Source organism: Bacillus sp. T33-2 (assembly GCF_002860205.1).
Taxonomy (GTDB): domain Bacteria; phylum Bacillota; class Bacilli; order Bacillales; family Cytobacillaceae; genus T33-2.
The window spans coordinates 53,596-77,566 of the sequence record NZ_PGVB01000018.1 but is presented as its reverse complement, the minus strand read 5'-3'; the positions used below and the strand labels follow the sequence as shown (position 1 = coordinate 77,566).

At 44.7% G+C, this 23,971-nt stretch carries 25 protein-coding genes and 11 tRNA genes; 2 read left to right on the top strand and 34 right to left on the bottom strand.

Annotated elements, in window-relative coordinates:
- Positions 1 to 67: 67 nt before the first annotated feature.
- The 12 genes from CVD19_RS14285 to CVD19_RS14230 form a co-directional block, all read right to left on the bottom strand.
- Positions 68 to 141: transfer RNA gene (locus CVD19_RS14285), tRNA-Gly, on the bottom strand.
- 26 nt (positions 142 to 167) lie between these two features.
- Positions 168 to 244, bottom strand: a tRNA-Pro gene (locus CVD19_RS14280).
- Positions 245 to 256: 12 nt separating this feature from the next.
- Positions 257 to 333, bottom strand: a tRNA-Arg gene (locus CVD19_RS14275).
- A gap of 63 nt (positions 334 to 396) precedes the next feature.
- Positions 397 to 482, bottom strand: a tRNA-Leu gene (locus CVD19_RS14270).
- Between the two features lie 63 nt (positions 483 to 545).
- A tRNA-Leu gene (locus tag CVD19_RS14265) sits at positions 546 to 630 on the bottom strand.
- A gap of 10 nt (positions 631 to 640) precedes the next feature.
- Positions 641 to 716: transfer RNA gene (locus tag CVD19_RS14260), tRNA-Lys, on the bottom strand.
- A 208-nt stretch (positions 717 to 924) separates the two neighbouring features.
- Positions 925 to 999 (bottom strand) — tRNA-Gln (locus tag CVD19_RS14255).
- Between the two features lie 11 nt (positions 1,000 to 1,010).
- Positions 1,011 to 1,086, bottom strand: a tRNA-Asp gene (locus CVD19_RS14250).
- A gap of 25 nt (positions 1,087 to 1,111) precedes the next feature.
- Positions 1,112 to 1,183, bottom strand: a tRNA-Glu gene (locus tag CVD19_RS14245).
- 16 nt (positions 1,184 to 1,199) lie between these two features.
- Positions 1,200 to 1,290, bottom strand: a tRNA-Ser gene (locus CVD19_RS14240).
- 4 nt (positions 1,291 to 1,294) lie between these two features.
- Positions 1,295 to 1,369 (bottom strand) — tRNA-Asn (locus CVD19_RS14235).
- 407 nt (positions 1,370 to 1,776) lie between these two features.
- Positions 1,777 to 2,250, bottom strand: a complete 474-nt coding sequence (locus tag CVD19_RS14230; RefSeq protein ID WP_101582502.1) for a SprT family protein — start codon at positions 2,248 to 2,250, stop codon at positions 1,777 to 1,779.
- A 101-nt stretch (positions 2,251 to 2,351) separates the two neighbouring features.
- Between CVD19_RS14230 and cmpA the strand changes: the two genes are divergently transcribed.
- The gene (gene cmpA, locus CVD19_RS14225; protein ID WP_101582501.1) at positions 2,352 to 2,465 is read left to right on the top strand and encodes a cortex morphogenetic protein CmpA; all 114 of its coding nucleotides are present in this window, start codon (positions 2,352 to 2,354) and stop codon (positions 2,463 to 2,465) included.
- 41 nt (positions 2,466 to 2,506) lie between these two features.
- On the opposite strand, the gene CVD19_RS14220 is transcribed toward cmpA, so the two are convergent.
- The 14 genes from CVD19_RS14220 to acpS form a co-directional block, all read right to left on the bottom strand.
- Positions 2,507 to 4,684 (bottom strand): Tex family protein, encoded by a 2,178-nt coding sequence (locus tag CVD19_RS14220; RefSeq protein WP_101582500.1) that lies wholly within the window; start codon positions 4,682 to 4,684, stop codon positions 2,507 to 2,509.
- 148 nt (positions 4,685 to 4,832) lie between these two features.
- Complete coding sequence (locus tag CVD19_RS14215; RefSeq protein WP_101582499.1) at positions 4,833 to 5,429, bottom strand: PP2C family serine/threonine-protein phosphatase; 597 nt, start codon at positions 5,427 to 5,429, stop codon at positions 4,833 to 4,835.
- The gene (gene sigB, locus CVD19_RS14210) at positions 5,426 to 6,220 is read right to left on the bottom strand and encodes an RNA polymerase sigma factor SigB (RefSeq protein WP_101582498.1); all 795 of its coding nucleotides are present in this window, start codon (positions 6,218 to 6,220) and stop codon (positions 5,426 to 5,428) included. Before sigB ends, CVD19_RS14215 begins: the two co-directional genes overlap by 4 nt.
- The gene (rsbW, locus tag CVD19_RS14205) at positions 6,198 to 6,671 is read right to left on the bottom strand and encodes an anti-sigma B factor RsbW (RefSeq protein WP_101582497.1); all 474 of its coding nucleotides are present in this window, start codon (positions 6,669 to 6,671) and stop codon (positions 6,198 to 6,200) included. Before rsbW ends, sigB begins: the two co-directional genes overlap by 23 nt.
- Complete coding sequence (locus CVD19_RS14200; RefSeq protein ID WP_101582496.1) at positions 6,668 to 7,000, bottom strand: anti-sigma factor antagonist; 333 nt, start codon at positions 6,998 to 7,000, stop codon at positions 6,668 to 6,670. The genes rsbW and CVD19_RS14200 overlap by 4 nt, the downstream gene beginning before the upstream one ends.
- 55 nt (positions 7,001 to 7,055) lie before the next feature.
- Positions 7,056 to 8,066: a PP2C family protein-serine/threonine phosphatase gene (locus CVD19_RS14195; RefSeq protein ID WP_101582495.1), complete on the bottom strand. Its 1,011-nt coding sequence runs from the start codon at positions 8,064 to 8,066 to the stop codon at positions 7,056 to 7,058.
- Between the two features lie 11 nt (positions 8,067 to 8,077).
- Positions 8,078 to 8,479: an anti-sigma regulatory factor gene (locus CVD19_RS14190; protein WP_101582494.1), complete on the bottom strand. Its 402-nt coding sequence runs from the start codon at positions 8,477 to 8,479 to the stop codon at positions 8,078 to 8,080.
- A 4-nt stretch (positions 8,480 to 8,483) separates the two neighbouring features.
- Entirely contained in the window at positions 8,484 to 8,840 is a 357-nt protein-coding gene (locus tag CVD19_RS14185; RefSeq protein WP_101582493.1) for an STAS domain-containing protein, read from the bottom strand.
- Entirely contained in the window at positions 8,837 to 9,667 is an 831-nt protein-coding gene (locus CVD19_RS14180) for an RsbT co-antagonist protein RsbRA (RefSeq protein ID WP_101582492.1), read from the bottom strand. The genes CVD19_RS14185 and CVD19_RS14180 overlap by 4 nt, the downstream gene beginning before the upstream one ends.
- Positions 9,668 to 10,067: 400 nt before the next feature.
- Positions 10,068 to 10,418, bottom strand: a complete 351-nt coding sequence (ndoA, locus tag CVD19_RS14175; protein ID WP_041967053.1) for a type II toxin-antitoxin system endoribonuclease NdoA — start codon at positions 10,416 to 10,418, stop codon at positions 10,068 to 10,070.
- Between the two features lie 4 nt (positions 10,419 to 10,422).
- Positions 10,423 to 10,704 carry a CopG family ribbon-helix-helix protein gene (locus CVD19_RS14170; protein ID WP_101582506.1) on the bottom strand — a complete coding sequence of 94 codons (282 nt, stop codon included), beginning with the start codon at positions 10,702 to 10,704 and terminating at the stop codon, positions 10,423 to 10,425.
- A 193-nt stretch (positions 10,705 to 10,897) separates the two neighbouring features.
- Entirely contained in the window at positions 10,898 to 12,067 is a 1,170-nt protein-coding gene (gene alr / locus CVD19_RS14165; protein WP_101582491.1) for an alanine racemase, read from the bottom strand.
- Positions 12,068 to 12,247: 180 nt separating this feature from the next.
- On the bottom strand, positions 12,248 to 13,264 hold the full coding sequence (locus tag CVD19_RS14160) for a LolA family protein (RefSeq protein ID WP_101582490.1): 1,017 nt from the start codon (positions 13,262 to 13,264) through the stop codon (positions 12,248 to 12,250).
- A gap of 215 nt (positions 13,265 to 13,479) precedes the next feature.
- Complete coding sequence (acpS, locus tag CVD19_RS14155) at positions 13,480 to 13,833, bottom strand: holo-ACP synthase (protein WP_101582489.1); 354 nt, start codon at positions 13,831 to 13,833, stop codon at positions 13,480 to 13,482.
- Positions 13,834 to 13,942: 109 nt separating this feature from the next.
- Here acpS and CVD19_RS14150 point away from each other — a divergent pair, with 109 nt between their 5' ends.
- The gene (locus tag CVD19_RS14150) at positions 13,943 to 14,530 is read left to right on the top strand and encodes a rhomboid family intramembrane serine protease (protein ID WP_101582488.1); all 588 of its coding nucleotides are present in this window, start codon (positions 13,943 to 13,945) and stop codon (positions 14,528 to 14,530) included.
- A gap of 56 nt (positions 14,531 to 14,586) precedes the next feature.
- Here the strand turns inward: CVD19_RS14150 and CVD19_RS14145 are convergent, their stop codons facing one another.
- The 8 genes from CVD19_RS14145 to CVD19_RS14110 form a co-directional block, all read right to left on the bottom strand.
- Entirely contained in the window at positions 14,587 to 16,044 is a 1,458-nt protein-coding gene (locus CVD19_RS14145; RefSeq protein WP_308314872.1) for a PH domain-containing protein, read from the bottom strand.
- Positions 16,034 to 16,513 carry a PH domain-containing protein gene (locus tag CVD19_RS14140; protein ID WP_101582487.1) on the bottom strand — a complete coding sequence of 160 codons (480 nt, stop codon included), beginning with the start codon at positions 16,511 to 16,513 and terminating at the stop codon, positions 16,034 to 16,036. The genes CVD19_RS14145 and CVD19_RS14140 overlap by 11 nt, the downstream gene beginning before the upstream one ends.
- Before the next feature lie 134 nt (positions 16,514 to 16,647).
- Positions 16,648 to 17,610, bottom strand: coding sequence for a UV DNA damage repair endonuclease UvsE (gene uvsE / locus CVD19_RS14135; protein WP_180953626.1), 963 nt, complete (start codon positions 17,608 to 17,610; stop codon positions 16,648 to 16,650).
- 148 nt (positions 17,611 to 17,758) lie between these two features.
- The gene (locus CVD19_RS14130) at positions 17,759 to 19,210 is read right to left on the bottom strand and encodes a DEAD/DEAH box helicase (RefSeq protein ID WP_180953625.1); all 1,452 of its coding nucleotides are present in this window, start codon (positions 19,208 to 19,210) and stop codon (positions 17,759 to 17,761) included.
- 277 nt (positions 19,211 to 19,487) lie between these two features.
- A complete protein-coding gene (locus CVD19_RS14125; RefSeq protein WP_101582484.1) occupies positions 19,488 to 20,210 on the bottom strand; it encodes an alpha/beta hydrolase in 723 nt (240 codons plus the stop codon).
- Positions 20,211 to 20,384: 174 nt separating this feature from the next.
- A complete protein-coding gene (locus tag CVD19_RS14120) occupies positions 20,385 to 21,761 on the bottom strand; it encodes a UDP-N-acetylmuramoyl-tripeptide--D-alanyl-D-alanine ligase (protein ID WP_101582483.1) in 1,377 nt (458 codons plus the stop codon).
- A gap of 89 nt (positions 21,762 to 21,850) precedes the next feature.
- A complete protein-coding gene (locus CVD19_RS14115; protein ID WP_101582482.1) occupies positions 21,851 to 22,933 on the bottom strand; it encodes a D-alanine--D-alanine ligase in 1,083 nt (360 codons plus the stop codon).
- Positions 22,934 to 23,130: 197 nt separating this feature from the next.
- The gene (locus tag CVD19_RS14110; protein ID WP_101582481.1) at positions 23,131 to 23,907 is read right to left on the bottom strand and encodes a hypothetical protein; all 777 of its coding nucleotides are present in this window, start codon (positions 23,905 to 23,907) and stop codon (positions 23,131 to 23,133) included.
- Positions 23,908 to 23,971: the final 64 nt, after the last annotated feature.

Below are 23,971 nucleotides of genomic sequence, written 5' to 3'. Positions count from 1 at the left end.
TATAGAAGAAACATGATGATTATTGTTTGTTGACGCTTGTTTGTTTAGTTTTCAAAGAACAATATTCTGGAGCGGGTGATGGGAATCGAACCCACGACATCAGCTTGGAAGGCTGGAGTTTTACCATTAAACTACACCCGCATATTTTATTCTTGTAAATTCCGTTCTGGTCGGGAAGACAGGATTCGAACCTGCGACCCCTTGGTCCCAAACCAAGTGCTCTACCAAGCTGAGCTACTTCCCGTTAATTGTATAATGGCGCGCCCGACAGGAGTCGAACCCATAACCTTCTGATCCGTAGTCAGACGCTCTATCCAATTGAGCTACGGGCGCATTTTTTAAAACAGCAACTTTTATATGTTACCACAACCAAAATTGGTTGTCAACATGTTTTTTTGGTGCGGCCGAGAGGACTTGAACCTCCACGGGGTTGCCCCCACTAGGCCCTCAACCTAGCGCGTCTGCCATTCCGCCACGACCGCATTAATACTAATGCCAGAGTTATATCATAACCAATTTGAATCATAATTTCAACTGGTAATTAATGGTGCGGGTGAAGGGAGTCGAACCCCCACGCCTTGCGGCGCCAGATCCTAAGTCTGGTGCGTCTGCCAATTCCGCCACACCCGCAAATATTAAATGGTGAGCCATGAAGGACTCGAACCTTCGACCCTCTGATTAAAAGTCAGATGCTCTACCGACTGAGCTAATGGCTCGTGAAGTTTTGAAAAAATAATAAGTTATACATTACCCAACTAATTTCGTTTATCGTATCTACGATGCTCGAAAAACCTCTCGGTTTCCCTCGCAAGTTGCCATAGAAATTTTTTCAATGAAGCAAGCAACTTGCTCTACAGACTGAGCTAATGGCTCGGATAGTTTTTTTCGTAAAATCCACTGAAACGTAATCAATGAGTTAAGATTTGGCTGGGCTAGCTGGATTCGAACCAACGAATGACGGAGTCAAAGTCCGTTGCCTTACCGCTTGGCTATAGCCCAAAACAAAAAAATGGCGGTCCCGACGGGAATCGAACCCGCGATCTCCTGCGTGACAGGCAGGCATGTTAACCGCTACACCACGGGACCCGTATGCTGAACCTTGTTAAAAAAGTGACCCCTACGGGATTCGAACCCGTGTTACCGCCGTGAAAGGGCGGTGTCTTAACCGCTTGACCAAGGGGCCATATTTAATAAATACCTGGCGGAGAAGGAGGGATTTGAACCCTCGCGCCGCTTACGCGACCTACACCCTTAGCAGGGGCGCCTCTTCAGCCACTTGAGTACTTCCCCATAATGGCTCCGCAGGCAGGATTCGAACCTGCGACCGTTCGGTTAACAGCCGAATGCTCTACCACTGAGCTACTGCGGAATAATAATTATTTAGACCTGAACCTTGTATAGCCTGGCCGAATGTCCTCATCTCAGAAAGATTATTCGAAGATGCGGCTCCATGAGTACAACTCGAAGCTTATTCGTGCAGCTACGCTCGTTGCTCTACCACTGAGCTACTGCGGAATAATAATACTAAAATTAAGATGAGCATTAGGATGGACTGTGTCCCGTCCAGATCTCAGGAAGTGTCGCAAGTAGCAGCTCCGATCTGTACGCTGAGGCTAACTCAGTGAAGCTTATTCAATCGCACTGAGCTACTACAGAATAACGCACATCATCTTATCGACTCTTTATATTATAAGAACGTGATATGTGAAAGTCAAGATGTTTTTTTCGAGACGTTAGTCAAAACGAAGCACCGCGATTTCATACTTTATCATGGCTTTAGCCGACCGTCAACTCTTTAATTTTAACAAGTTTTCCCCGGCACTTTCCGCAAACATACCGTGCTGTATTAATGGCTCGTTTTCGTTTATAAACCAGACCACAAGCAGAGCAGTTATATATATACACCCGATTCGATACCCTTCTTTTTTTTGTGTCTGGCAGTGTGGAGCAAAAACGGGGAGCATCGACTTGTTTTAACAGTTGCCTGAAGTCACTGTCGCGATGGCGGTAGCCCTTACCCTCAAGATGCAGGTGATAATGGCAAAGCTCATGCTTGATAATGCCGATTAATTCCGCTTCCCCGAACTGTTCAAAATATTTTCTGTTAATTTCAATATCATGGCTCCTCAACATATAACGACCGCCAGTCGTTCTCAGCCGGGCATTAAAAAACGCCTTGTGGCGAAATGGTTTCTTGAAATCATTAATCGATATAGATTCAACAAGCATTTGTAATTCCTGGTTATTCATGCTAGTACCGCCTGCCTTTATTTCGAACATGACAACCTATTATAGCATATATTATGTTTACCTTTTGCACGTAAAATCTTGGAATCAGGAGGTATTTCCATATGCCCATTTGGTTTCAGAATCAGATGAAGCGAGCTTTTTATGAGAAAAATCGGTATCAGATCAAACTGTTAAACCAATGCTGGTTCTTTTATAGAAAAAAACATCCCATTTAAGCAGTAAGACTGTCGGCCCCAATGGACCGACAGCCTTACTTTTATTCATCAGGAGAAAGCATGGTCAGGGCTATCCGGCCTTTATGGGTATCAATATTGTCCACCCAAACTGTTACAACATCGCCGACCGAGACTACATCGAGCGGGTGCTTGACAAATTTTCTGCTCAGCTTTGAAATGTGGACAAGTCCGTCCTGTTTGACGCCAATATCAACGAAGGCTCCAAAATCCACGACATTCCGGACTGTTCCCTGAAGCTCCATGCCCGGTTTTAAGTCCTCAAGTTTCAGAACGTCTTTTTTCAACAACGGGGCCGGGAGTTCGTCGCGGGGATCCCGTGCCGGACGAATCAATGCATCAATAATATCTTGTAGTGTCAGCGCACCAATTTCAAGTTCGCCGGCAATTTGTTTAATATCAATCTGGCTCAAGGCTTCTTTTAGCTCAACACTGCCTATATCAGTTGTTTTAAAACCAAGTTTCGCCAGCAGCTGTTTTACTTCACTGTAGCTTTCAGGATGGATACCTGTCCGGTCAAGCGGTTCTTTTCCGTCAATGACCCTTAAGAAGCCAATCGCCTGCTCATATGTTTTGGCACCCAGCCTCGGAATTTTTTTCAACTGGGCGCGGCTTGAGAACTTACCTTCTTCCTCGCGCTTTTTCACTATGTTTGTGGCAACAGACTTGGATAAACCAGATACATACTGCAGCAGTGATGCCGAAGCAGTATTTACGTTCACACCGACCTGGTTCACCGCCGTTTCTACTACAAATGTCAGTGATTCAGAAAGTTTTTTCTGGCTCACATCATGCTGGTATTGGCCGACACCGACTGATTTCGGATCAATTTTCACCAACTCTGCCAGGGGATCCTGTAAACGGCGGGCAATGGACACTGCACTTCTTTCTTCAACCTGGAAATCCGGAAATTCCTCCCGGGCTAAATCCGAAGCTGAATATACACTCGCGCCGGCTTCATTGACGATCAGATAAAAGATTTCCTCATCCATTTCTTTTAGTATGTCGGATACAAATTGTTCAGTTTCCCGGGAAGCCGTTCCGTTACCGATTGCAACCATTTCCACTTTATAAGTTTTCAGGATATCAATGAATTTTTCTCGGGCTTCCTTATACTTCGAAACGGGAGGATGTGGATAAATTACGCCGATCGAAAGCAGTTTTCCGGTTTCGTCAACCACAGCCAGCTTGCAGCCAGTGCGGTAGGCGGGATCGACCCCAAGGACGACCTTGCCTTTTAATGGCGGCTGCAATAGCAGCTTGCGCAGGTTCTCGGAAAAAATATGGATCGCCTGTTCTTCTGCTTTCTCAGTCAATTCATTCCTGATTTCCCTTTCAATTGCGGGCTGGATCAAGCGTTTGTATCCATCTTCGACGCCCTCTGCCACGGAAGCCGAACTAATTGAGTTATCCGTCTTGACCCACTTTTTATTCAAATACCCGATTGCTGCGTCTGTATTGGGCTTAATGGAAACCCGCAGTACCTCTTCCTTTTCCCCGCGGTTTAATGCGAGAATCCGGTGAGGAACAACCTTCTGGATCGGTTCAGCATATTCATAATACATTTCATAGACTTTTTTCTCGTCTTTTTCTTCGTTTTTCAGCGAAGATTCGATGGCGCCTTTTCTGAAAGTTTCATTGCGAATCCACTTTCGGCTGTCTGCATCGTCAGATACCATTTCAGCGATGATATCTTTTGCTCCTGCAATTGCGTGCTCTGGTGTATCGACTCCCATCTCAACGGAAGTAAATTCCTGAGCCTTTTCCAAAAGACTTCCGGCAGCGGGGAACTGAAGCATCCACAGTGCAAGAGGCTCCAAACCTTTTTCCTTTGCGACCGTTGCCTTCGTACGGCGTTTCTGTTTATAAGGACGGTATAAATCCTCAACTTCCTGAAGTTTTCCTGCCTTTTCGATATCCGACTTCAATTCGGCGGTCAATTTTCCCTGCTCTTCAATAATCCGAATGACTTCCTCTTTACGCTGCTGGAGGTTCTGGATGTATTGCCATCTTTCGATGACATCCCGGATCTGGACCTCATCAAGTGCGCCTGTCTGTTCTTTACGGTAACGGGCTATAAACGGCACAGTATTGCCTTCGTTGATCAAGGAAATGACGTTATGTACCTGTTTTATGGATAACGATTGCTCCTTGGCAATGTTTTTTATGATTTGTTCCTGCTTATCCGTTGTTTGGTTCAAGACACAAACCTCCACATTCTTAATTGACAGCGATATTTTTTAAAACACCATGATTTTTACTGCCTTCTTTATAGTAACAAAATAGGACGACTGTTTGTAGGAGATTAGATATTTCCTTTTAACAAAAAAAGAAGCTACTCTGCTTTAGTCAGAGTAAGCTTCCTATTATAAAAGTAGCATCATCCATGGTGTTTTTATATTCCCTTTTGATTTCGTTGGCAATCGATTCAACTGACAAGTATCCTTTAAGCAATGATTTTGCCCCATGTATATCGAATCCATCCGAATAAATCAAGAACTTGGATGACGGTTCATAAACAAACCGCTGAGTATGGAAAATTTGGGGTTTGCCTGATAAATAGCCAGTGACAGGCAAAGGATAAGTAAGCTTGCCGTTAGGTGAATAAAGGAAGAACCGTATGTTACCCACACAGCTGTATACGAACTCCCTGCTGTGAAAATAAACTTTCAGGATTGAAACGGCTGCCCCTCTTTTTTGAACGAGGATATTATTGCAGTATTTCATAAGCGTGTCCACATCTTCATGGTGATGCTGTTCTACGACGGACACGACCGCTGCTGAAGCCTCATGGGCATATCGGCCACTCCCCAACCCGTCTGCGAGAACGCACACAAAATAGTCATCGGTCGCAGTATAATAATAGCTGTCACCGCATTCCAATTTGCCTTCTTTTGTAGTTTGGTGAGCATATAACTCGAGTTTGTCTTTTAAGAAATGTTTCATGAGATAAACTCCGAGTTATTTGTCTCGGCATGAATTGCTTCTTGCAGCTTCTTGATAGCCCTTCTCTGTAGGCGGGACACATGCATTTGTGAAATGCCCAGCTTATCGCCAGCTTCTTTCTGGCTCATGTTCTCTAAATATGTGTACTGGATAATTTTCTTTTCGCGGTCACTTAAAACGTGCAGGACTTTTTCAAGCACAAGCCTCTGGTTTATTTTTTCATAACCTTCATCGATATTTCCGACAATATCAAGAAGTGTAACTGTACCACCATCTGAATCTGCCTCGATCGAATGGTCGACAGACAATGCCTGATAGCTTTTGCCCATCTCCATTGCTTCAAGCACTTCTTCTTCTGATACTTCAAGCGCTTCTGCAATTTCGTCAACTCGTGGCGACCGGTGCAGCTGGGTAGTCAACTCTTCTACTGTTGTTTTGATTTTCGGCCCTAATTCTTTGATTCTTCGCGGTACATGGACACTCCATGTCTTATCCCTCAGAAACCTTTTAATTTCTCCGATTATCGTCGGCACCGCGAATGCCTCAAAGCTTTTCCCAAATGATTCGTCGTATCTGCGGATTGCCCCGAGGAGGCCGATCATTCCGACCTGATAGATGTCTTCGTGGAAAGATCTTCCTTTAGAGTATTTTCTGGCAATTGTTTCTACCAGGTTTTGATAGTTAAGCACTAACTGGTTTTGGGCCTCTTCATCTTCATGGAGCTGGTAGGCTTTTATAAGATCGTTTATATCCTGCTTCGTCTTCTGATTAGGTTGAGATTGTTTCTGCATCTCTCTCCACCTGCTCTCCTTCTCGGTACTTGGTCATAAAGACCGTGACACCCTCTTTATGATGGATCCTCACTTCATCCATCAATGTTTCGATCAGATAGAGCCCCAAGCCTCCTTCGCGCAGGAATTCGACTGAATCGTTCTGGTCATACGGTCCAAGTTCCTGGCGGGCTGTTTGGAAATCAAAGCTTTGTCCGCTGTCGGCAACCATTACTTCGAGCCTGTCTTCGTAAAGTCCAAAGCCGATTACCACTTCACCCTTTTCATTGTGCTTGTATGCATGCTGAACAGCGTTTGTGCATGCTTCGCTTGTCGCAATTTTTAAATCTTCAATTTCATCATATGAAAATCCCATTCTGCTGGCGATGCCGGACAGGGTCAATCGAATGACGCCCACAAACTCCGGCTTGGCAGGGATTTTCATTTCTATATAATCAAACGGTTGATTCATTGAACTCCACCCTCTATCTGGCTGTTTATATCGATAATATCGGCCAGCCCGGTAATCTCGAACAGTCTTTGCAAACGGTCGGACAGGCCTACGATTTTAAACTCCCCGTTTTGGGCCCTGACATTTTTGAACACACCAACAAAAACACCCAGCCCAGTACTATCCATATAGGACACGCCAGTCAGGTCTACGACTATTTTTACGCCTTCCTTTTCGGACATCGGGAAGAGTGTCTCACGGAGCTTGGGGGCAGTGTACGCGTCGATTTCCCCGCTTACACTGACCTCTGTATAATTCTCTGTCTCGTTTACATCTATTGAAATATTCATAATGACCCACCTTTACATTAAATTGCTTTTAAAATTTACCCTCTTGAAAAAGAGGCTAAACATTTCTTTTTAAAATAATTAAGGTAAAATCATCACGCAATTGAAAATGCTGGAGTTTTTCGAGTTCTTTATAAATATTTTCGACTATCTCCTGGGCACTTAAATGAATGTATTTGTTAATGTAGCCGACCAATGTTTCCCTCTCGATGAAACCTTCGTCGGTACGGCATTCCGTTACACCATCAGACATTAAAATAACCATGTCCCCCGGGTGTATTTCTTTCTCGTACTGCTGGTACTTAGTTTTCTTGTCTACACCGAGCAGAAGCCCTTTCGCATGCAGTTCAGTGTATTCCTTTGTTTCTGCGTTGTAATAAAAGCCGGGTTCGTGGCCGGCTGAAGCGTAGTAAAAAATATTATTTTTCGGATTAAACATTCCATAAAACATCGTGATAAACATGCTCGGGTCGACATTCTGTTCCACGACCCTGTTCAAGTTTTCAAGAATGCTGCTTGGATCATGCCTGTTTTCAGGAAGGCTGTCCATGGCATATTTAATCATCGACATGCACAGGGCTGCAGGAATGCCTTTCCCTATCACATCAGCGATTGCAACACTTATACAATTATTTTCATCCTGTACAAAGTGATAATAATCGCCGTTCATATGTTTAGCCGGCACACTGATGGCACCAATATCCAGGCCATTGATTTCAGGCACGGTCGTTCCAAGCAGGGTTTGCTGGACGTTGGCAGCAATTTCCATTTCGGAACGAAGCTCCTCCTGCTGATGGCGCAGGCTCTGGTGCTCACGGTACGCAAGCCCGTAGCCGATCATGACTTCCAGCAGGATGTCGAACGAGTGGAGAACGTTTTCCGGGATGTCGGGGTACATTTCCACCAGAAGACTTTTATGGAGACTTATGATTTCTTCGGGAGATATTTTATGCTCAATCGTTTTCCGACTGAACTTCTGGCCGGCATAAAGAGCTTGTTCTGATTGCTCTTTTATATAATTTTCGAGAATGTCCCGATACTTTGATTCCATCATTTCTCGGAAGTCCATACCTTTTCCCCCTAACGGAGCCATTTAGTTGCCCTTATCTTTGTACCCTTTCCAGGTGATGATTCGATATCGAAATCATCCATGAGCCTTTTTACTCCTGGCAGACCTGCTCCCAGTCCGCCGGAGGTTGAAAAACCATCCTCCATCACTTGGCGTATATCATTAATCCCAGGGCCGCTGTCCACTGCATTGATTCGCAATCCCGCTTTACCGCCGTCGTACAGCTTATCGATCGATATCTGGCCTTGTCCGGCATATAGATAGATATTCCGCGCCAATTCACTGATGGCAGTGGTAATTCTCGCCTGGTCCACTGTACCAAAACCAAGCTCTTTCGCAACATTCCGCCCAAGCTGGCGGGCCGCCACGATGTCCCATTCATTTATGATCGTAACGCAGGATTGGATTCCCATACAGTTAATCCCCCAATTCCTGTTGTAATTTCTCCAAACCTTTTTCTAAATCTAATGCAGTCAGGACATCGTCAAGGCTGATTCCCAGCTCGATCAACGTAATTGCGACAGCGGGCTGAATTCCGGTGAGTACAACTTTTGCACCCATTAACTTGGACATATTGATCACGTCGCCCAAGACCTTGGCAATAAAAGAATCGATAAAATCGATGGAAGTCAAATCAATGACTACGCCATTTGCACTTGTTTCGTGAATTTTATGGAGAAGGTCTTCTTGGAATTGAAGGGCAGTCTGGTCGTCCAATTCCCACTGAATCGAGACTAGCAAACAATCATGCAATTTCAGGATAGGTATTCTCACTTTGCTCCCTCCAATTTGACAATTTTATGGTTGGTCAATTCCAGTGCTGCTTCAATACCTTTTTTCAAAGTACTTTTCGTGGTGAATCGATTTAGATTGATCCCGAGGTTTACAATTGTTTGGGCAATTTCCGGCCGAATCCCGACCAGCATGCATTTTGCCCCGATCAGGCGCACTGCTTCTGCAGCCTGGATAATATGGTGGGCGACCATTGTATCAACAACCGGTACCCCGGTAATATCGATCAGGACTACTTCCGAACGATGCTTCACCGCTCCCTTCAGAAGGTTTTCCATGATTTGCTTGGCTCGCTCTGTATCAATAGTCCCGACTAGCGGCATTACGGTAATTCCGTCGAAAACCGGGATTAAAGGTGCGGAAAGTTCCTGGAGGGCAATCTTTTGAAGGGACACCGTTCTTTCCCATGTTGTGGAGTAAACACTGACAATCTCATTGTTCATCGGAGTTACCCACTGGTCGAAATCGATGACGAATTCCATCTGGTTGTCTTTGGTGATCGCCCCGGTTTCCTCAAGCTTTTTAAACACGATTTGCGCAAATGTATGTAGGCCTTTTGTGACGAACGTCAGCGGCCAGCCCAAACGAACTACTTTTTCCGCGAAATCAGTAAGCCGTGATGAATATTCATTTGAATCGTTTATATTGGATATGATTAAATCAATAAATTCTTTGCTTGTCCCAATGAAAACCTGGTCGGAAACAACCCGCAGGACCCGTTCATCTGCCGTTTCTTTTGTTGTTTTGATCCACTCAGCCAGTATTTCATCTGTATGTGTCTGGATATAATCAGAAATCAGCTTGTTCATTTAATCCCCCCCCATTGTATGATACAAAGTTTATTAATTACCCTGTTGCGCCAACTTATAAACCTACTATAAAAAATAATGATAAATTTTTACTCGAATTTTGATTATATATTAATTTAAAGATAAATACGCGCTGTCGTCAAATAAAATGAAATCGCTTGTTTTCATGGAAATCAGCCAATGTTTTCTTATAAAAATTTATTCCGTATCCATTGAAACGGCACTATATTTAACACTTGGAGTTTTCCAAACAGAATTTATTTTATCAAAGCATGTTGCTTGCCCACATCATAAAACAACTTGCCGCCAGTTGTCTTTTGTACTTCCCAGCTTGGGAGGCCGCCGCATTATGTCCGCTCTGTAAAATAAAAAAAACGCTCTTATAAAGAGCGTAATCAATTTAGAATTCTATAAGACCTAAACTTACCTGAAGGGCCTCATCCACTTTTTCCATCATTTCGTCATCGAGATGAGTGATTTTATCGGTTAGACGTTGTTTATCAATTGTACGAATTTGTTCCAATAATATGACCGAATCCCGTTCAAAACCGTAACGTTTCGCATCAATTTCCACATGGGTTGGCAGCTTTGCTTTTTGGATCTGGGCAGTGATTGCTGCAATGATAACTGTGGGACTAAACCGATTCCCGATATCGTTTTGGATGACAAGCACTGGACGGACGCCGCCTTGTTCTGAACCAACAACTGGGGATAGGTCCGCAAAGTAAACGTCACCACGTTTGACAATCAACGGATTATCCTCCGCTAACTAAACGTTCAACTGTGTGCCCTGCCTCATACTCTGCCTGAAAGCTTTCCGAGGCAATGGTTAAATTGATTTTGGCCATTTCCATATAGCCGCGTCTCATGGATTCACGAATTTGTCTCTTTTTCCGGTCGCGCAGATACATTTTTGTAGCCTGATAAATAAATTCACTGCGGTTTACGTTTTCCTGTTTAACAAATCCATCTAATTCAGTCAAAAGATGCTGCGGTAATTTCACCATAATCTCAGTTGTTGCGCTGGATTCAGACACAAACATACACCTCCACCATCATCACTACACACTGTTTTCGTTTGTTTTATCTCTACCATTTCTAATATTATCATTATTTACGCCGTATGCAAAGGCTAATTGACAATTCTCCAGTATTATCGGCTAATAAAAGATTGTTTTATGCATCAACAGCCGGATTCAAGAAAATTTGTTAATTTTTGGCCCGGTGGCACTATACTTTTAACAGTGAATTATTTAAATCGACTACCTCGCCACGCTCTTTATAAATCCTGGGAACCCTTGAAGAGATCAGGCAGGGAATTTCGTAATTTATTGTGTTAAGCCAGCTTGCAATTTCATTGACCGAGATCGTTTCGATGCCTTGTTTTCCGATTAAAGTGGCTGCTGTTCCAACAGGAACTTCGAACGGAAGCCTTACCATGCATTGATCCATACAAATCCGCCCAATTATCGGGCACCGGATTCCTTCAATCAGAACTTCCTGGCCCTGCAGCTTGCGGATCCAACCGTCCGCGTACCCAATAGGCAGTGTTCCGACCCATTCATCTCCTGAAGCCTCATATGTTGCACCGTAGCTGACTTTATCACCCTTTTGCAGTTTTTTTACATGTACGAGCCGCGAATGAAGGGAGAATGCTTCATTCAGCTCAATGGGCAAAACCGGTTCAATCTCCGGTGATGGTGTCAGGCCATACATGGCAATGCCAATTCTGACAGTATTGAACTGCGCCTCGGAAAACCTTAGTGCTGCAGCACTGTTGCTGCTGTGAATGTATCTTGGCAGGACGTCAAAGGAGGCAATCATTTCATTGAAAAACTCCAGCTGTTTTTTAAAATAGCTGTCATCCAATTCATCCGCAGTGGCAAAATGGGTGAAAACTCCTTGGAAATCAAACCTTGGATCATCTTTAATCAAACGTTTGATTAATTTTAATTCATCAGCGGTCCTCACTCCAATCCTGCCCATGCCTGTATCAATTTTAATATGCAATGCCAGAGATTTGTCAGGATGCAGTACGGTTCGCGCTTTTTTAACCCACTCCCGGTCAAAAACGGTCAGGATAATTTGATGGTCAGCCGCAATATTCACATCATCAGCCCGGCTTGCCCCTAAAACAAGCACAGGTGCGGTAATTCCTTTTTTTCTTAAAGCTATTGCCTCATCCATAAATGCAACCGCTAAAATAGTGGCACCAGCCTCAAGGGCTGCACTTGCCGTTTCGACATCCCCATGTCCATAAGCATTCGCTTTTACAACGGCCATGATCTCAACCTTATCAGGCAGAAAACTTTTGATGGAGCTTATATTCTTCTTTATACAATCAAGGTCGACTTCAGCCCAGGTATCCCGGTAGAAAAAGCTTTGGTCCTCCAACATCATCCACTTCCTTTAAATCCGTTCATTACTGTACCATTATCAAATTCACGAGCCTTTATGTCAAATGGCAGCAACCACGCCCGTTACGTGCGTTCTCCCGCAAAAAGGAACCTTCACCGCCAGCGCAGGTATTCAAATAATAGAAAACAGGCTCACACCGTGCTGAGCCTGTTTTGAAACAGCCTATTTCATCGCTTCACCCTGGACGGATCTGGCCATCGTTTCCATTTCCTCAGGTGTCAGGTCAGATGAAGCGATCATATATTCAACGCCCTGATGGGTCCATGTAATAGAATTTTTAGTTATGGCACCAATCGTAAAGCCGAGGTCAGCCGGCTGGCCGTTCACCGGAATTGCCGATGCCGAGGTCGATTCAGGCATCACGGCTTTTTCCTGGACCAGGGTAAACGATTTCTCGCCGCCATACGTCATTACGATGCGTTTGCCGTTGCCAGTGGCAATCTCTTTTTCATCTTTTAAACTTACACCCGGTATTTCCGCGGTCGGATATTTAACAGTAAATTCTTTGTCACCGAGATCGGTCATGACTGGAACTCCAACCTGGACTCTCGTCATGTTCTTCTGCATATCAAACGCATCGTTGTCAAAACTGGTGCCGAATTCAACATCTGAAAAATTGACCGTTACAAGAGCATTCCGATCCGCATCCATCACTTTCACAGTCACCGGTTCCAGGTTTCTTTTATTCAGCTTAATCTCCTGGATAGGAAGCATCTGGTTATTCTGGTAACGGGTTTTCGTTTCAAATACGTAATGGTCTTTTGTTGCTGAAAATTTTGCTTCTTTGTCGAGGATAATATCCTTGATTAAAGATTCGTATAAATAAGCCTGGCTGCTATTCTTCGGCCAGTCACTTTGAAACTTAAAGCTTTTGTTCAAGGCAGGTGTGAGTACAAACACTCCCTCCTGATTCCGAAGGATCATCTGGCTCTGGTCCTTCTGGGCACTCTTGAGATTCACCCGGTAGAAGGATGGATCCTTGTGCCATATTTCAACCTCGTACACCTGCGGCTCCGTACCCATTTGGAGAGTCATTTTGGCCTTAGCTTTATAGCTTTTCAAATCTGCGAGTGTACCGTCTAATTCCTTCACTACAGATTCCTGTGATTTAGTGCCACAGGCAGCCAAAGCAAAAATAACCATCAGCCCGGCGAGAAGCAGCATCAACCTTTTCTTCATTCTTTCAACCCCTTTTGTCTGATTTCAACGTGAAAGGGAAAGAAAAGACAGGATTAAGACATGCGAATTATGAGTGCCTACGCTTTCCTTTTAAGCTATGATAAAGATACTCAGTAATCCATGTTCCCGCCGCCTGGTCTTGTCTCCCCTGTTGCACTATGAATATATGAGACAACCTCGGGGTTTATGCCCGGCAGAATGACAAGCTTATCAATTTATTTTTCCTCAATGACCACTTGGGCCACGGCATACTGCTTGCTGTGAGAAATGGACAGGTGCACGCCTCTGCTGTATGGCTTGCAAATAAAGGGGCGGCCAAGCGGGTCAGCATCGATTTCGATATCCAGAAAAGACAATTCCTGGCCAATGCCAGTCCCGGCGGCTTTTGAAAAAGCTTCCTTTGCAGCAAATCGTCCCGCAAGAAATTCGGCTTTCCGATTATCGTTCAGATCATCAAATGATCTTTTTTCATTAACAGTTAAAATCCGGTCTGAAAACCTGGCTTGTTTCAGCATAATGTCTTTAATACGGTCAATCTCAACGATATCAATCCCGATTCCTTTAATCATTTGGCCACCTTCCTTCTAAAAAATTATTGCCGTGCATAGAAAATAATGTACAATCCACAGTTTTTTTGAAATGTAAAAAGGCTATTCTTATTAGTACATGGAGGGTTTTATGTTTACAAGAACCGAAAACTTTAAGGAGTTTATCCGCTTATATCCAATTGTTTCCACAATTGTGTCCATACATCTGCTATTGTATCTTGTTACAAACGTACCTGTCTTTCCTGGAAGGCTGATATTTGAGCAGATGTCAGGCGTCAATCTATATATCGCCGAAGGGGAGTACTGGAGGCTTGTCACCCCTGTCTTTATCCATAGCGGGTTCTCACACGTGCTTTTCAACAGCTTTTCCCTGATCCTGTTTGGTCCTGCGCTGGAGCGTATGGTGGGTAAAGTCAGGTTCCTGATCTTATACTTGGTGTCTGGAATAGCTGCCAATGCCGCCACGTTTCTCCTTCAACCACTGACCTTTACGCATGTTGGTTCAAGCGGGGCAATTTTCGGCCTGTTCGGGTTTTATATTGCGATCATCACTTTTAAAAGATTCATGCTTTCAAAAGAAAACTCCCAAACCATCATGACAATCGCCGCCATCGGCATCATTATGACCTTCATCCAGCCGAATATAAACGTCACCGCCCATCTTTTCGGCTTTCTGTCCGGGTTTTTAATCGGCGGTTTGTTTTATTCAAAAAAATAATGCACCAGCGTTCACCTGTCCCGGCAATGATAAAGCGCCAAAAAGAGGCGCCTTTATTACTTTTTGATATCAGGCGTGAATGAGTACCAGTCATAAACAGCGGTAGCATCACGCTTCTCAATATCAATGACTTTGCCGCCTGAGCCGCCCAGACCGGATTCTACAGTAGCTTCCACGGAAGCCAGCCTTTTCTTCCTCTGAAAATGACTTTCTTTGATACTAAGAGACTGTATTTTATTTTTCCTCATATATACTGTGGTCTTAATGATCGTACGGTATCTAAGCGTCAATTGTTGGCCGTCTAGGCTCCAGCCTGCATCCTTATATTGCAGGTATGCCCAAAAGGCAGCCGCCGCTAACAACAGTAAAGCCAAATATCCCCATGGACGGAAAAACACTAGGGCAACAACCGGGACAGGAATGACCCATGCGGACCCTCTGAGTAAATAACGCCCCAATGCCCTCCCTGGTGCAGGGGAAAAATCAGGTTCAAGCTGATATTCTTGCAAATATGGGCCGAGCATGCCTGGAATCCTTTGTTTTTTGATGACAGGCAGAATGATGACCTTCGCACTTTCTTCACTTGCGGCCGAGCCCCCCGCACTTTCCACATAAGCAGACGCTAACCCGAGCGGCTGCCTGATTAAATTTTCACTGATCCGTATTGCCTGTATTCTATTGAGCGGAATCGTGAACTGGCGTTTTTCAAGGAAACCCCTTGTGATCACGAGATCGTTATCCAGTTTCCTGACGGTAAAATCAGCGTATTTCAGCATCGTCCCAATCAGGGCAATCAGCCAGGCAATAAAAAAGCCGACAAAGACGGTGGCGCCAATTATTGCAATCCCATTCGCGGCGAACACCTCCAGCCCCTTGAAAATCCTCTCATAAGGGATGATTTCTTCGAATTGAAAAATGAACGCGAACACTGCTGAGATAACAACGCCTACGCCTCCAGAGGTAGAAGCGAGAATCAAGAGTTCAGCTGCAGAAATTTTATACAGCACGTCATCCAATAGCTCAACTTGTTTTTCAACCGAAAATTCATGCCGCCCTTTTTTGATCGAGACGAGATACTCGTGAATGAAATCTGCGTCCTGCCTGGTGATCGCACCAAGCACCGCCTCTCCGTCCTGCACCCCCATCCCGCCGGAGCCGGCAGTCTCCACCTTCACCTTGACAAGGCCAAACAAGCGCTGTAACATCCCCTCAGAAACATCCAGGCTCTGAATCCGCTCAAATGGGATATATCGCTTTTTTCGGACGAAAATGCCGTATTCAATTCTCAGTTCCCCATTTTCTATCCGGTAAGTAAACCGGTACCAGGACAGGATTCCTAAAACGAAAATGGCTATAACGGTTAAAACTGAGGCAGCCAAATAAAATAAATCCCAGTTTGTTCCTTTGCTTCCAAATACAACGAAAACAAGGAACGGAATAACCAATTCTTTAAGCTGTTTAAACGTATTCCCTACTACCGCGATGGGGTGAAGCCTTTTCGGTTCAAACATCATCATCCGCCACCCTTGCCAGCCCGGAGATCGATTGCCTCAAATCATCCGCTTCCTCTATATCGAGCCCAGGAATCAGGTGGATAGTCGCCGCAGTCGATATGGTCACATTTGCAAGGCTGTATTTCCTTAACAAAGGCCCCTGCAGAGTATCTACATGCTGGACCCTGACCATTGGGACAAGCGTCCTTTTAATAATAAACACACCGTGCTGAAGCTCAATTTCCTGCTCCCTCACTTCATAGCGCCAACGCCTCCAGCGCAATTCCGGAACTAGCTTTACAAAGAAATAAGTATAAGCTGAGGCAGCCAGCAGCACCACGCCGATAATCCATAATGGCCAGTTAAACATGACTGTTAAGACAATAAGCCCGCCACCAAGCAGCCAGATCAGCAATGAATGTATAACCCCGGAAATCCTCCACACCGTCAATGCCCGCTCTGAGATTCTTTGTTGCGGCTCAGAGATCATAAAAAATACCCTCCTGCGTTTCTACTATTAATTCCTTTATAGTATATAACAAGAAAAATCTCCAGAGGACACTATTTTATATTCAGGGCGGGGCCCACCTCTCCATTGCAAGACGATTTTATCGTTGCCATTGGTCATTTTATCAAAAAACTGGCCTGGTCTATCGCCTCAATTGCCGGTTCATTGCGTAAGTCATGTGCAAGCCTGAACAAGGCATCATCCTTTTGCTTCGCTTCGATCATGCAATGAATTTCAGGGACGGATCCTTTAATCTCGTGCAGGAAGCCCACGAAGGTTGCCGCATCAATATAGTCTGCATGGGCCCGAAAATCCTTTTCCGACCTGGGGCTTGAGATATGCATTTTAATGGGAAGGGCGGAATTTTGCCAGCTGGCAGTGATCCGGCTCCACTGCGGTGTCCATTCCATATTTTGATGGTGGGCAAGATGGTGGTGCAAATCAAAAACGAGGGGAATCCCGAGCTTCTCGCATAAATAGAGAGTGTCCTGAAGCATAAATGATTTATCATCATTTTCAAGGAGAACCATTCGCTGGAGTGAATGTGGTATAAGTGCCCAGTTATGGATGAATTGCTCCAGTGCTTTCTCTTTGTCATTGTATACACCTCCCACATGAAGGACACAGCGGTGCTGGCTGTCGATTTCCATTCCTTTCAGAAGTGCCTCATGCATGGCCAGCGTTTTAATGGACATATTTAAAGTCTCAGTTTTCGTTGTATTCAGCAGGACAAAATGGTCGGGGTGAAAATCAACCCTCATCGGATGGTTTTTCAAAAAATCAGCAATGGCGTTTAATGGCTGCTTCAGCGCACGCATATATTTCCAGCCGGACAGCTCCTCATGATTTGCAAGTGGTATTAGGCGGGAGCTTAACCTGAAAAAGCGAATATCATGGGCCGAATTATGTTTCAGCAGGCGCAGACAGTTTTCCAAGTTGGACAGCGCTATTCTCTCAAGTTTGTTTATGGCCGCTTCCCGGTCCTCTATCGTTTGGAATTTCTTAAAGGTCATTGTCTGGGACGGTGAGCAATTTTGCAGATGGACACTCATTGCCACATACCCAAGCCTCACAATCATCATAAAAGCACTCCCCGCTTCCTGTTTAAAGGTAGTATACCCAAATGAAGTGGGAAATTTTTTGGTACTATGCCATCTACCACCCTTTCGTAAAAGCACTTCGGCAAAAAAAAGAGAGCACGGAATACAAATCCATGCTCTGTCAACATTAATAATGTGTCCTTGATTTAGGCTTTTGGCCCCCGCCGCTGCGTTTTGAACCGGAACGCGGCTTCATTGGCGGTTTTTTTCTGTTATTGGAGTCATAGCTTCTTCTGCGGTCCTGAGGTTTCTTGTCCCTGCGGCCTGGAAGAGGCTTTTCTTCTGTAAGCTTGACCGGTGTTGTATCCGGCTCTTTAACCATCATTTTCAGGACGGAAGCGACTACTGTTGCCGCATCATGTTCAGCCAACAGCTCCTCGGCTGACTGCTTGTAATATTGAAGGTTGTTAGTCTCAATCGTTTGAAGTATTTTATCGATGACTGCTTTTTGCTGGCCTTCGAGCGCCTCATCAATTGTCGGTGCCTTCATTCTTTCCATGCGGCGTTTCGTTGTTCTTTCCACAACTTGCAGGTAAGACTGCTCTCTATGTGTAACTAAAGTAATCGCCATTCCTGTCTTGCCGGCACGGCCGGTTCTTCCAATACGGTGGACATAGCTTTCCGGATCCTGAGGGATATCGAAGTTATAAACATGAGTGACACCGGAAATATCCAGACCACGTGCGGCAACATCGGTTGCAACGAGAACATCAATTGAGCCTTCCTTGAACTTTCTCAATACAGACATCCGCTTTGCCTGGCTTAGGTCGCCATGAATGCCTTCAGCAGTGTAGCCGCGAAGGTTCAACGCATCCGACACTTCATCGACCCGGCGCTTTGTCCGTCCAAACACAATCGCCAATTCCGGAGATTGTATATCAAGAAGCCTTGTCAGAACGTCAAATTTATTCTTTTCCTGCACTTCGATATAAAATTGTTCAATGAGCGGAACAGTCATTTCTTTTGTTTTTACCCGGACGATTTGAGGATCGTTCATAAATCGTTCAGCGATTTTTTGAATTGGTCCCGGCATTGTAGCGGAGAACAACAGTGTTTGCCGTTCAGATGGGATTTTTGCAAGGATTTCTTCAATATCTTCGATAAAGCCCATGTTCAGCATTTCGTCCGCTTCATCCAGGATAACAGTGTGTACATTATCTAGCCTGATCGTTTTGCGGTTGATATGGTCCAAAAGGCGGCCTGGTGTTCCAACAATGATATGCGGCCCTTTTTTAAGTGCACGGATTTGGCGGCTGATATCCTGCCCGCCATAAATCGCAAGGACGCCAACGCGTTTTCCTGCCCCGATTTTGTACAATTCTTCAGAAACCTGAATCGCCAGCTCACGTGTGGGGGCAATGATAATACCCTGGATCACATTGTTGTTTTTTTCGATTTTTTCGACGAGGGGAATCCCGAAAGCTGCCGTTTTCCCTGTTCCCGTTTGGGCCTGTCCTATCAGGTCTTTATTTTCAAGGCTTAATGGAATCGTTTGTGCCTGGATTGGTGTTGCTTCCTCAAAACCCATGCTTTTTACGGCCTTAAGTGTAGCAGGGCTAATGCCCATTTCTTCAAACATTGTCAAAGTTACTCATACTCCTTTTTATTTTAAAAAAATTATATTTTAAGTGACTGTTTAAAATTTATCTTAACCTAATGAAGCTGATTAAAATGGTGCACCTCACTAGCAAAAAAAGACATTCTCCAATTGAGGGAGCATGCCAGCCGACAGGATTTTCTCACATAGACACTTGCTGTTAATCTTACCATCTACAGGAAGGGATTGCAATTAATGTGAGTGCTCCAACATTAAAGAGGGTGACTGACGTATCTTTTCGGATTTTGCCATCAATGCCTTACTCCACATGCGCAGCGTTTTTTGCCTCTCTGGGGCGTGCAGTCAAAAACCTGAAAACTTCAGTAAACACTTCCTCCTTTTCTTCACCATGGCAAATCAAATGCTTTGAGTTTTTAAAATACAGCAGCTCTTTGTATTGCGCTCCTATGTTTTCATATAAAAATCTGGCGCTTTTCGGCGGTACTATTCCATCGCTTTCCCCCTGTACAATGAGAGTCGGAACACTGACTCTTCCCAAAATCGGGCGCACGCTTGCAACAAGCCGGCGAAATTGCATTGTGGCAGTAATCGGCGTTTCTTTAATCTTCCTTTTATACCTGTTAAACAGCTCGTTATTCAATAGCTGGCCTTTAAATGTATCACTGATCATCTGCCTTGCGTCAAGGACAAGCTGTCTCGGATTTACATAATAGGCTGCCGCGCTGAGGAGAACCAGCCTTTTTACAGGGTATTTCGCTGCAAGATAACTTGCGATCAGGCCACCCATGGAAAATCCAACCACAAAAACTGTATCACATTCAAGCAGGAGCGCCTTCAGCTCCTCTTCAGCATGGCTAACCCATTCATTGTACTTGACACCTTTTAAACTTAAGCGTACTCCATGCCCAGGAAGTGTGGGCACAGCAAATTTCCAATCGGTCCTGGATTGTAAATATCCGACTAACGGCTCTACTTCGTGCGGAGAGCCTGTAAATCCGTGTATGCATAAACACCCTATCATGTTCATCACCCGTCAGCATTTCTTAATTAATGTTCCCTTTTTAAAAAGTTTTCACACCTAGAAAAGCATTTCATCCCTGTCTGATGATAATGACAGGGATGTATGGGCTGGCTATTTTGCATCTCAATTTTTATAGACGCTGTTTGCACTCAAGCATGCAAAGCAATGTCACCTCTATTTTTGAAGTGTAAAAACAATATCTTCAAGCTTCATCCCTCGTGAGGCTTTTACAAGAATAAGCGTTTCAGCATCTGTCCGTTTTCTCAATTCAGCACTTAACCGTTCCTTGTCATCGTATGGAAATACCCTGTCCCGGCCGAGTACTTCGCTCGCTCCTTTGGCAATGGCATTCCCCAATGTGCCGTATGTGAACAGAAAATCAATTTTATCTTTATCCAGGGATGTTCCAATATTATAGTGATATTCTTCTTCCTGGGGGCCGAGTTCGAGCATATCACCCAACACGAGAATTTTGGTCTTGTATCCCGACAGGTTTGAGACGAGCTCAATCGCGGCATTCATGGAAGTGGGGCTTGCGTTATAGGCATCGTTAATGATTTTTTCGCCCTTGGCCCCTTCGACCAGCTCCATTCTCATATTGGTCAATTTCAGGCCGGAGAAGCCTTTGTCCATATCTTCGAGCGGGATTCCGAAAAACTCGGCAGCCAGCATGGCAGACAAAGCATTTAAAATATTATGTGTACCCAGGACAGGCAGGTGAAAAGGCTTGCTTGTCCGGTTTACAGTAAAGGTGTTGCCTTTGGAGTTCTGGATAATTTCAACAGGATATAAATCATTTGCAGCTGTTTTTCCAAACGTTTTGATCTGGGCTTTGCGACCAGCGTTTTCAAGCCGCCCGCGCAGCAAAGGCTCGTCACCATGGTAAATGATCAATCCATCATCCCTAAGCCCCTCGATGATCTCCAGTTTTGCATCCGCGATTGCTTCCCTTGAACCAAGGTCCAGCAAGTGAGATTCACCAATATTCGTAATGATCACAGCATCCGGACGTGCCAGCTTCGTCAAAAAGTCAATCTCCCCACGCCCGCTCATTCCCATTTCAAGCACAGCTATTTCTGTATTTTCTTTCAGCTGCAGGATTGTGAACGGCAAGCCGATTTGGTTGTTATAGTTGCCCTCTGTTTTTTGCACACTGTATTTGAGGGAGAGGAGACTCGCGGCCATATCCTTTGTTGTAGTTTTGCCATTGCTGCCGGTTATGCCGATGACCTTTATGTTTAATTGGCTTATGTAGCTTCTTGCCAATTCCTGCAGTGCTGTCAAGGTCTCCTCCACGACCAGCACCGGCAAGTGCAGCGGTGGGTTGGGCACATCCTTCTGCCACAGTGCTGCCGCCGCCCCTTTACTGAGGGCCTCCTCGACAAACCGGTGGCCATCGGCTTTTTCCCCCTTGAAAGGAACAAACAAGTTCCCAGGGACAATCTTCCGGGAATCGATTGAAACACCTGTTATTTGCACATTCCCGAACTTGGAAATGTCGTTTTCGATGTCAATCATCGCGGCAATGTCTTTTATTGATCTTTGAATCATGAGTTAAATCCTCCAGTCGACACGATAAACCTTTTCCATTTTGAAAAATAAGGAACACGGCGGGTTAAGTTGCCGTGTTTCTCATGTAGTTAAAATGTGTACTTGATTTTTCGCTTCTCGTTGTGCCTTTCGATTGCCAGATTGACCAGACGTTCGATTAGCTGCGGGTATTCGACACCAGTATGCTTCCAAAGCAGCGGGAACATGCTGAATGGGGTAAATCCGGGCATCGTGTTTACTTCATTGATCAACAGCTTTCCTTCACTGGTCAAGAAAAAGTCGGCCCTGGCCAGCCCCGAGCAGTCGAGCGCTTTATATGCCTCCACAGCCTGGTCTTTTAATGTTTTGTATTCGGCTTCGGTGATATCGGCCGGGATAATAAGGGCGGTATCACCGTCCTCGTATTTTGCTTTATAGTCATAGAAGTCTTTTTTCGGAACGATTTCCCCGGCCACTGAACATTCTGGTTCATCATTTCCGAGAACCCCAATTTCAATTTCCCGCGCGGTCACTCCTTGTTCAACGATGATTTTGCGGTCAAATTGAAACGCTTCATTAAATGCCGCTTCAAGTTCATTCCGGTTGGTGGCTTTACTGATTCCGACACTTGAACCAAGGTTGGCCGGTTTTACGAAGCAAGGGTAGCCCAGCTCAGCTTCAACTTTGCTGTACGCCTGTTCCATGTCTTTCTCCCATTCACTGCGGATAAACCAGGTGTAGCGGACCTGGTCAAGTCCTGCCTGGGCAAAAATATTTTTCATTATCACTTTATCCATGCCTGCAGCTGAAGCAAGTACTCCATTGCCGACATAGGGAAGGTTCAACAGCTCAAGCATGCCCTGTACAGTGCCATCTTCACCGTTGGGACCGTGAAGCAACGGGAAAATAACATCGAGTGCCTGCCCCTTTTCAGCAGATTCAGCCTGGAAAAGGGCAGGGGCGAGGGCAGTCGCGGACTGTTCACCCTGCCGGGAAAACTCCAGCATTTTTACATTTTCTGCCGGTCCGGTCAGTTGCGGCCCTTTCACCCATTCTCCCGCTTCAGTTATGTAAATAGGGTGTATTTCAAATTTTTCAAAATCCAGAGCCTTTGTCACAGCGAGCGCTGTTTGCATGGAAACCTGATGCTCTGCAGATTTGCCGCCGTAGAGCAGCCCGATTTTCGTCTTCATATATAGAACCTCCATTTTCTCAATCAATTTATTTTACCACTATCTAAAAAAAGAAAGGGAGAGGTATGATGTTGATTTCCCCAGAAACTTTTTGGCAATTGCAACCCTTAACAATACCCTTTTTTATATGTATGACACATCGGACCCAGTTGAAACCTGGCTGGACCGTCTTATTAAACTGAAATTTTCTCCTGCGTCTATTCGGCCGAAAGGATCCACTCTTTCAGTTTCTTATCAAAAACCAATTTTCCGTCACACCGGTTCTTTTTCGCCTGTTGGAACTCATCGTACATATCGTCCATATTCGAGAAATCGCCGATCACCCAGATCGGGATTTCGATTCTGCTCCTGTTTTGGGTAATATTTTTAAAGGAAAAAACTGCGCCTTCTTTTAAAGCTGCTGATAAAGATTTAAGGATTTCTTTGCCCACAGTTGGATAAGCCCTTTTCTTCTTTATGCCAAGCACCGTTTTTTCAGGTTTAAGCACACCCAGTTTCCCTGAAACCACATGGCCGAGCATCCGGTAAAAATCATTTAAATTGCGGTAGTACGTTTTATTGAACCATCCGTCATCATGGGCAAGGTACGCAAAACGGTTTCCAAGCTGATTATAAAATGGCAGTTTCAAATGGTGTTTAATATGGCCTAAATAGAGGATTTCAGCGATTTCCTGCCCTGTGAGCACATTCAGCCCTTCTGTTTCCTCGAAATCGATCCAGCAAAAATCGCCATAGCTATTTACATCCTCATCAATCAGTTTTCCGATCCTGTCCTCTGGAACAAACGAATGAAGTGTGTGCCTGTTAAATTCTCCTTCATCAAAGTTATGCTTTAATAGTAATAAGTGATTCAATGAATCTGAAAGGGACTTTGCAAATTCAAAAAATTCGATCCCGCAGGAAATAACGTATTGATCCCTTTCATTGACATGGACATATATTAGGTCCCGGTTATCAGGTTGGTTCTTCTTCAAAATAATACCTCCCGGAAAAAATTCACTGATGAATGATGCACTGAACCCGCGAGCCCCGGCCAGT

Excerpts from the sequence above, each read along its gene's own strand:
- CVD19_RS14230 (WP_101582502.1), bottom strand. The coding sequence starts at position 2,250 with ATGAATAACCAGGAATTACAAATGCTTGTTGAATCTATATCGATTAAT.
- cmpA (WP_101582501.1), top strand. The coding sequence starts at position 2,352 with ATGCCCATTTGGTTTCAGAATCAGATGAAGCGAGCTTTTTATGAGAAA.
- CVD19_RS14215 (WP_101582499.1), bottom strand. The coding sequence starts at position 5,429 with ATGAAACATTTCTTAAAAGACAAACTCGAGTTATATGCTCACCAAACT.
- sigB (WP_101582498.1), bottom strand. The coding sequence starts at position 6,220 with ATGCAGAAACAATCTCAACCTAATCAGAAGACGAAGCAGGATATAAAC.
- rsbW (WP_101582497.1), bottom strand. The coding sequence starts at position 6,671 with ATGAATCAACCGTTTGATTATATAGAAATGAAAATCCCTGCCAAGCCG.
- CVD19_RS14200 (WP_101582496.1), bottom strand. The coding sequence starts at position 7,000 with ATGAATATTTCAATAGATGTAAACGAGACAGAGAATTATACAGAGGTC.
- CVD19_RS14195 (WP_101582495.1), bottom strand. The coding sequence starts at position 8,066 with ATGGACTTCCGAGAAATGATGGAATCAAAGTATCGGGACATTCTCGAA.
- CVD19_RS14190 (WP_101582494.1), bottom strand. The coding sequence starts at position 8,479 with ATGGGAATCCAATCCTGCGTTACGATCATAAATGAATGGGACATCGTG.
- CVD19_RS14180 (WP_101582492.1), bottom strand. The coding sequence starts at position 9,667 with ATGAACAAGCTGATTTCTGATTATATCCAGACACATACAGATGAAATA.
- alr (WP_101582491.1), bottom strand. The coding sequence starts at position 12,067 with ATGATGTTGGAGGACCAAAGCTTTTTCTACCGGGATACCTGGGCTGAA.
- CVD19_RS14160 (WP_101582490.1), bottom strand. The coding sequence starts at position 13,264 with ATGAAGAAAAGGTTGATGCTGCTTCTCGCCGGGCTGATGGTTATTTTT.
- acpS (WP_101582489.1), bottom strand. The coding sequence starts at position 13,833 with ATGATTAAAGGAATCGGGATTGATATCGTTGAGATTGACCGTATTAAA.
- CVD19_RS14150 (WP_101582488.1), top strand. The coding sequence starts at position 13,943 with ATGTTTACAAGAACCGAAAACTTTAAGGAGTTTATCCGCTTATATCCA.
- CVD19_RS14145 (WP_308314872.1), bottom strand. The coding sequence starts at position 16,044 with ATGATGTTTGAACCGAAAAGGCTTCACCCCATCGCGGTAGTAGGGAAT.
- CVD19_RS14140 (WP_101582487.1), bottom strand. The coding sequence starts at position 16,513 with ATGATCTCTGAGCCGCAACAAAGAATCTCAGAGCGGGCATTGACGGTG.
- uvsE (WP_180953626.1), bottom strand. The coding sequence starts at position 17,610 with ATGATTGTGAGGCTTGGGTATGTGGCAATGAGTGTCCATCTGCAAAAT.
- CVD19_RS14130 (WP_180953625.1), bottom strand. The coding sequence starts at position 19,210 with ATGTTTGAAGAAATGGGCATTAGCCCTGCTACACTTAAGGCCGTAAAA.
- CVD19_RS14125 (WP_101582484.1), bottom strand. The coding sequence starts at position 20,210 with ATGATAGGGTGTTTATGCATACACGGATTTACAGGCTCTCCGCACGAA.
- CVD19_RS14120 (WP_101582483.1), bottom strand. The coding sequence starts at position 21,761 with ATGATTCAAAGATCAATAAAAGACATTGCCGCGATGATTGACATCGAA.
- CVD19_RS14115 (WP_101582482.1), bottom strand. The coding sequence starts at position 22,933 with ATGAAGACGAAAATCGGGCTGCTCTACGGCGGCAAATCTGCAGAGCAT.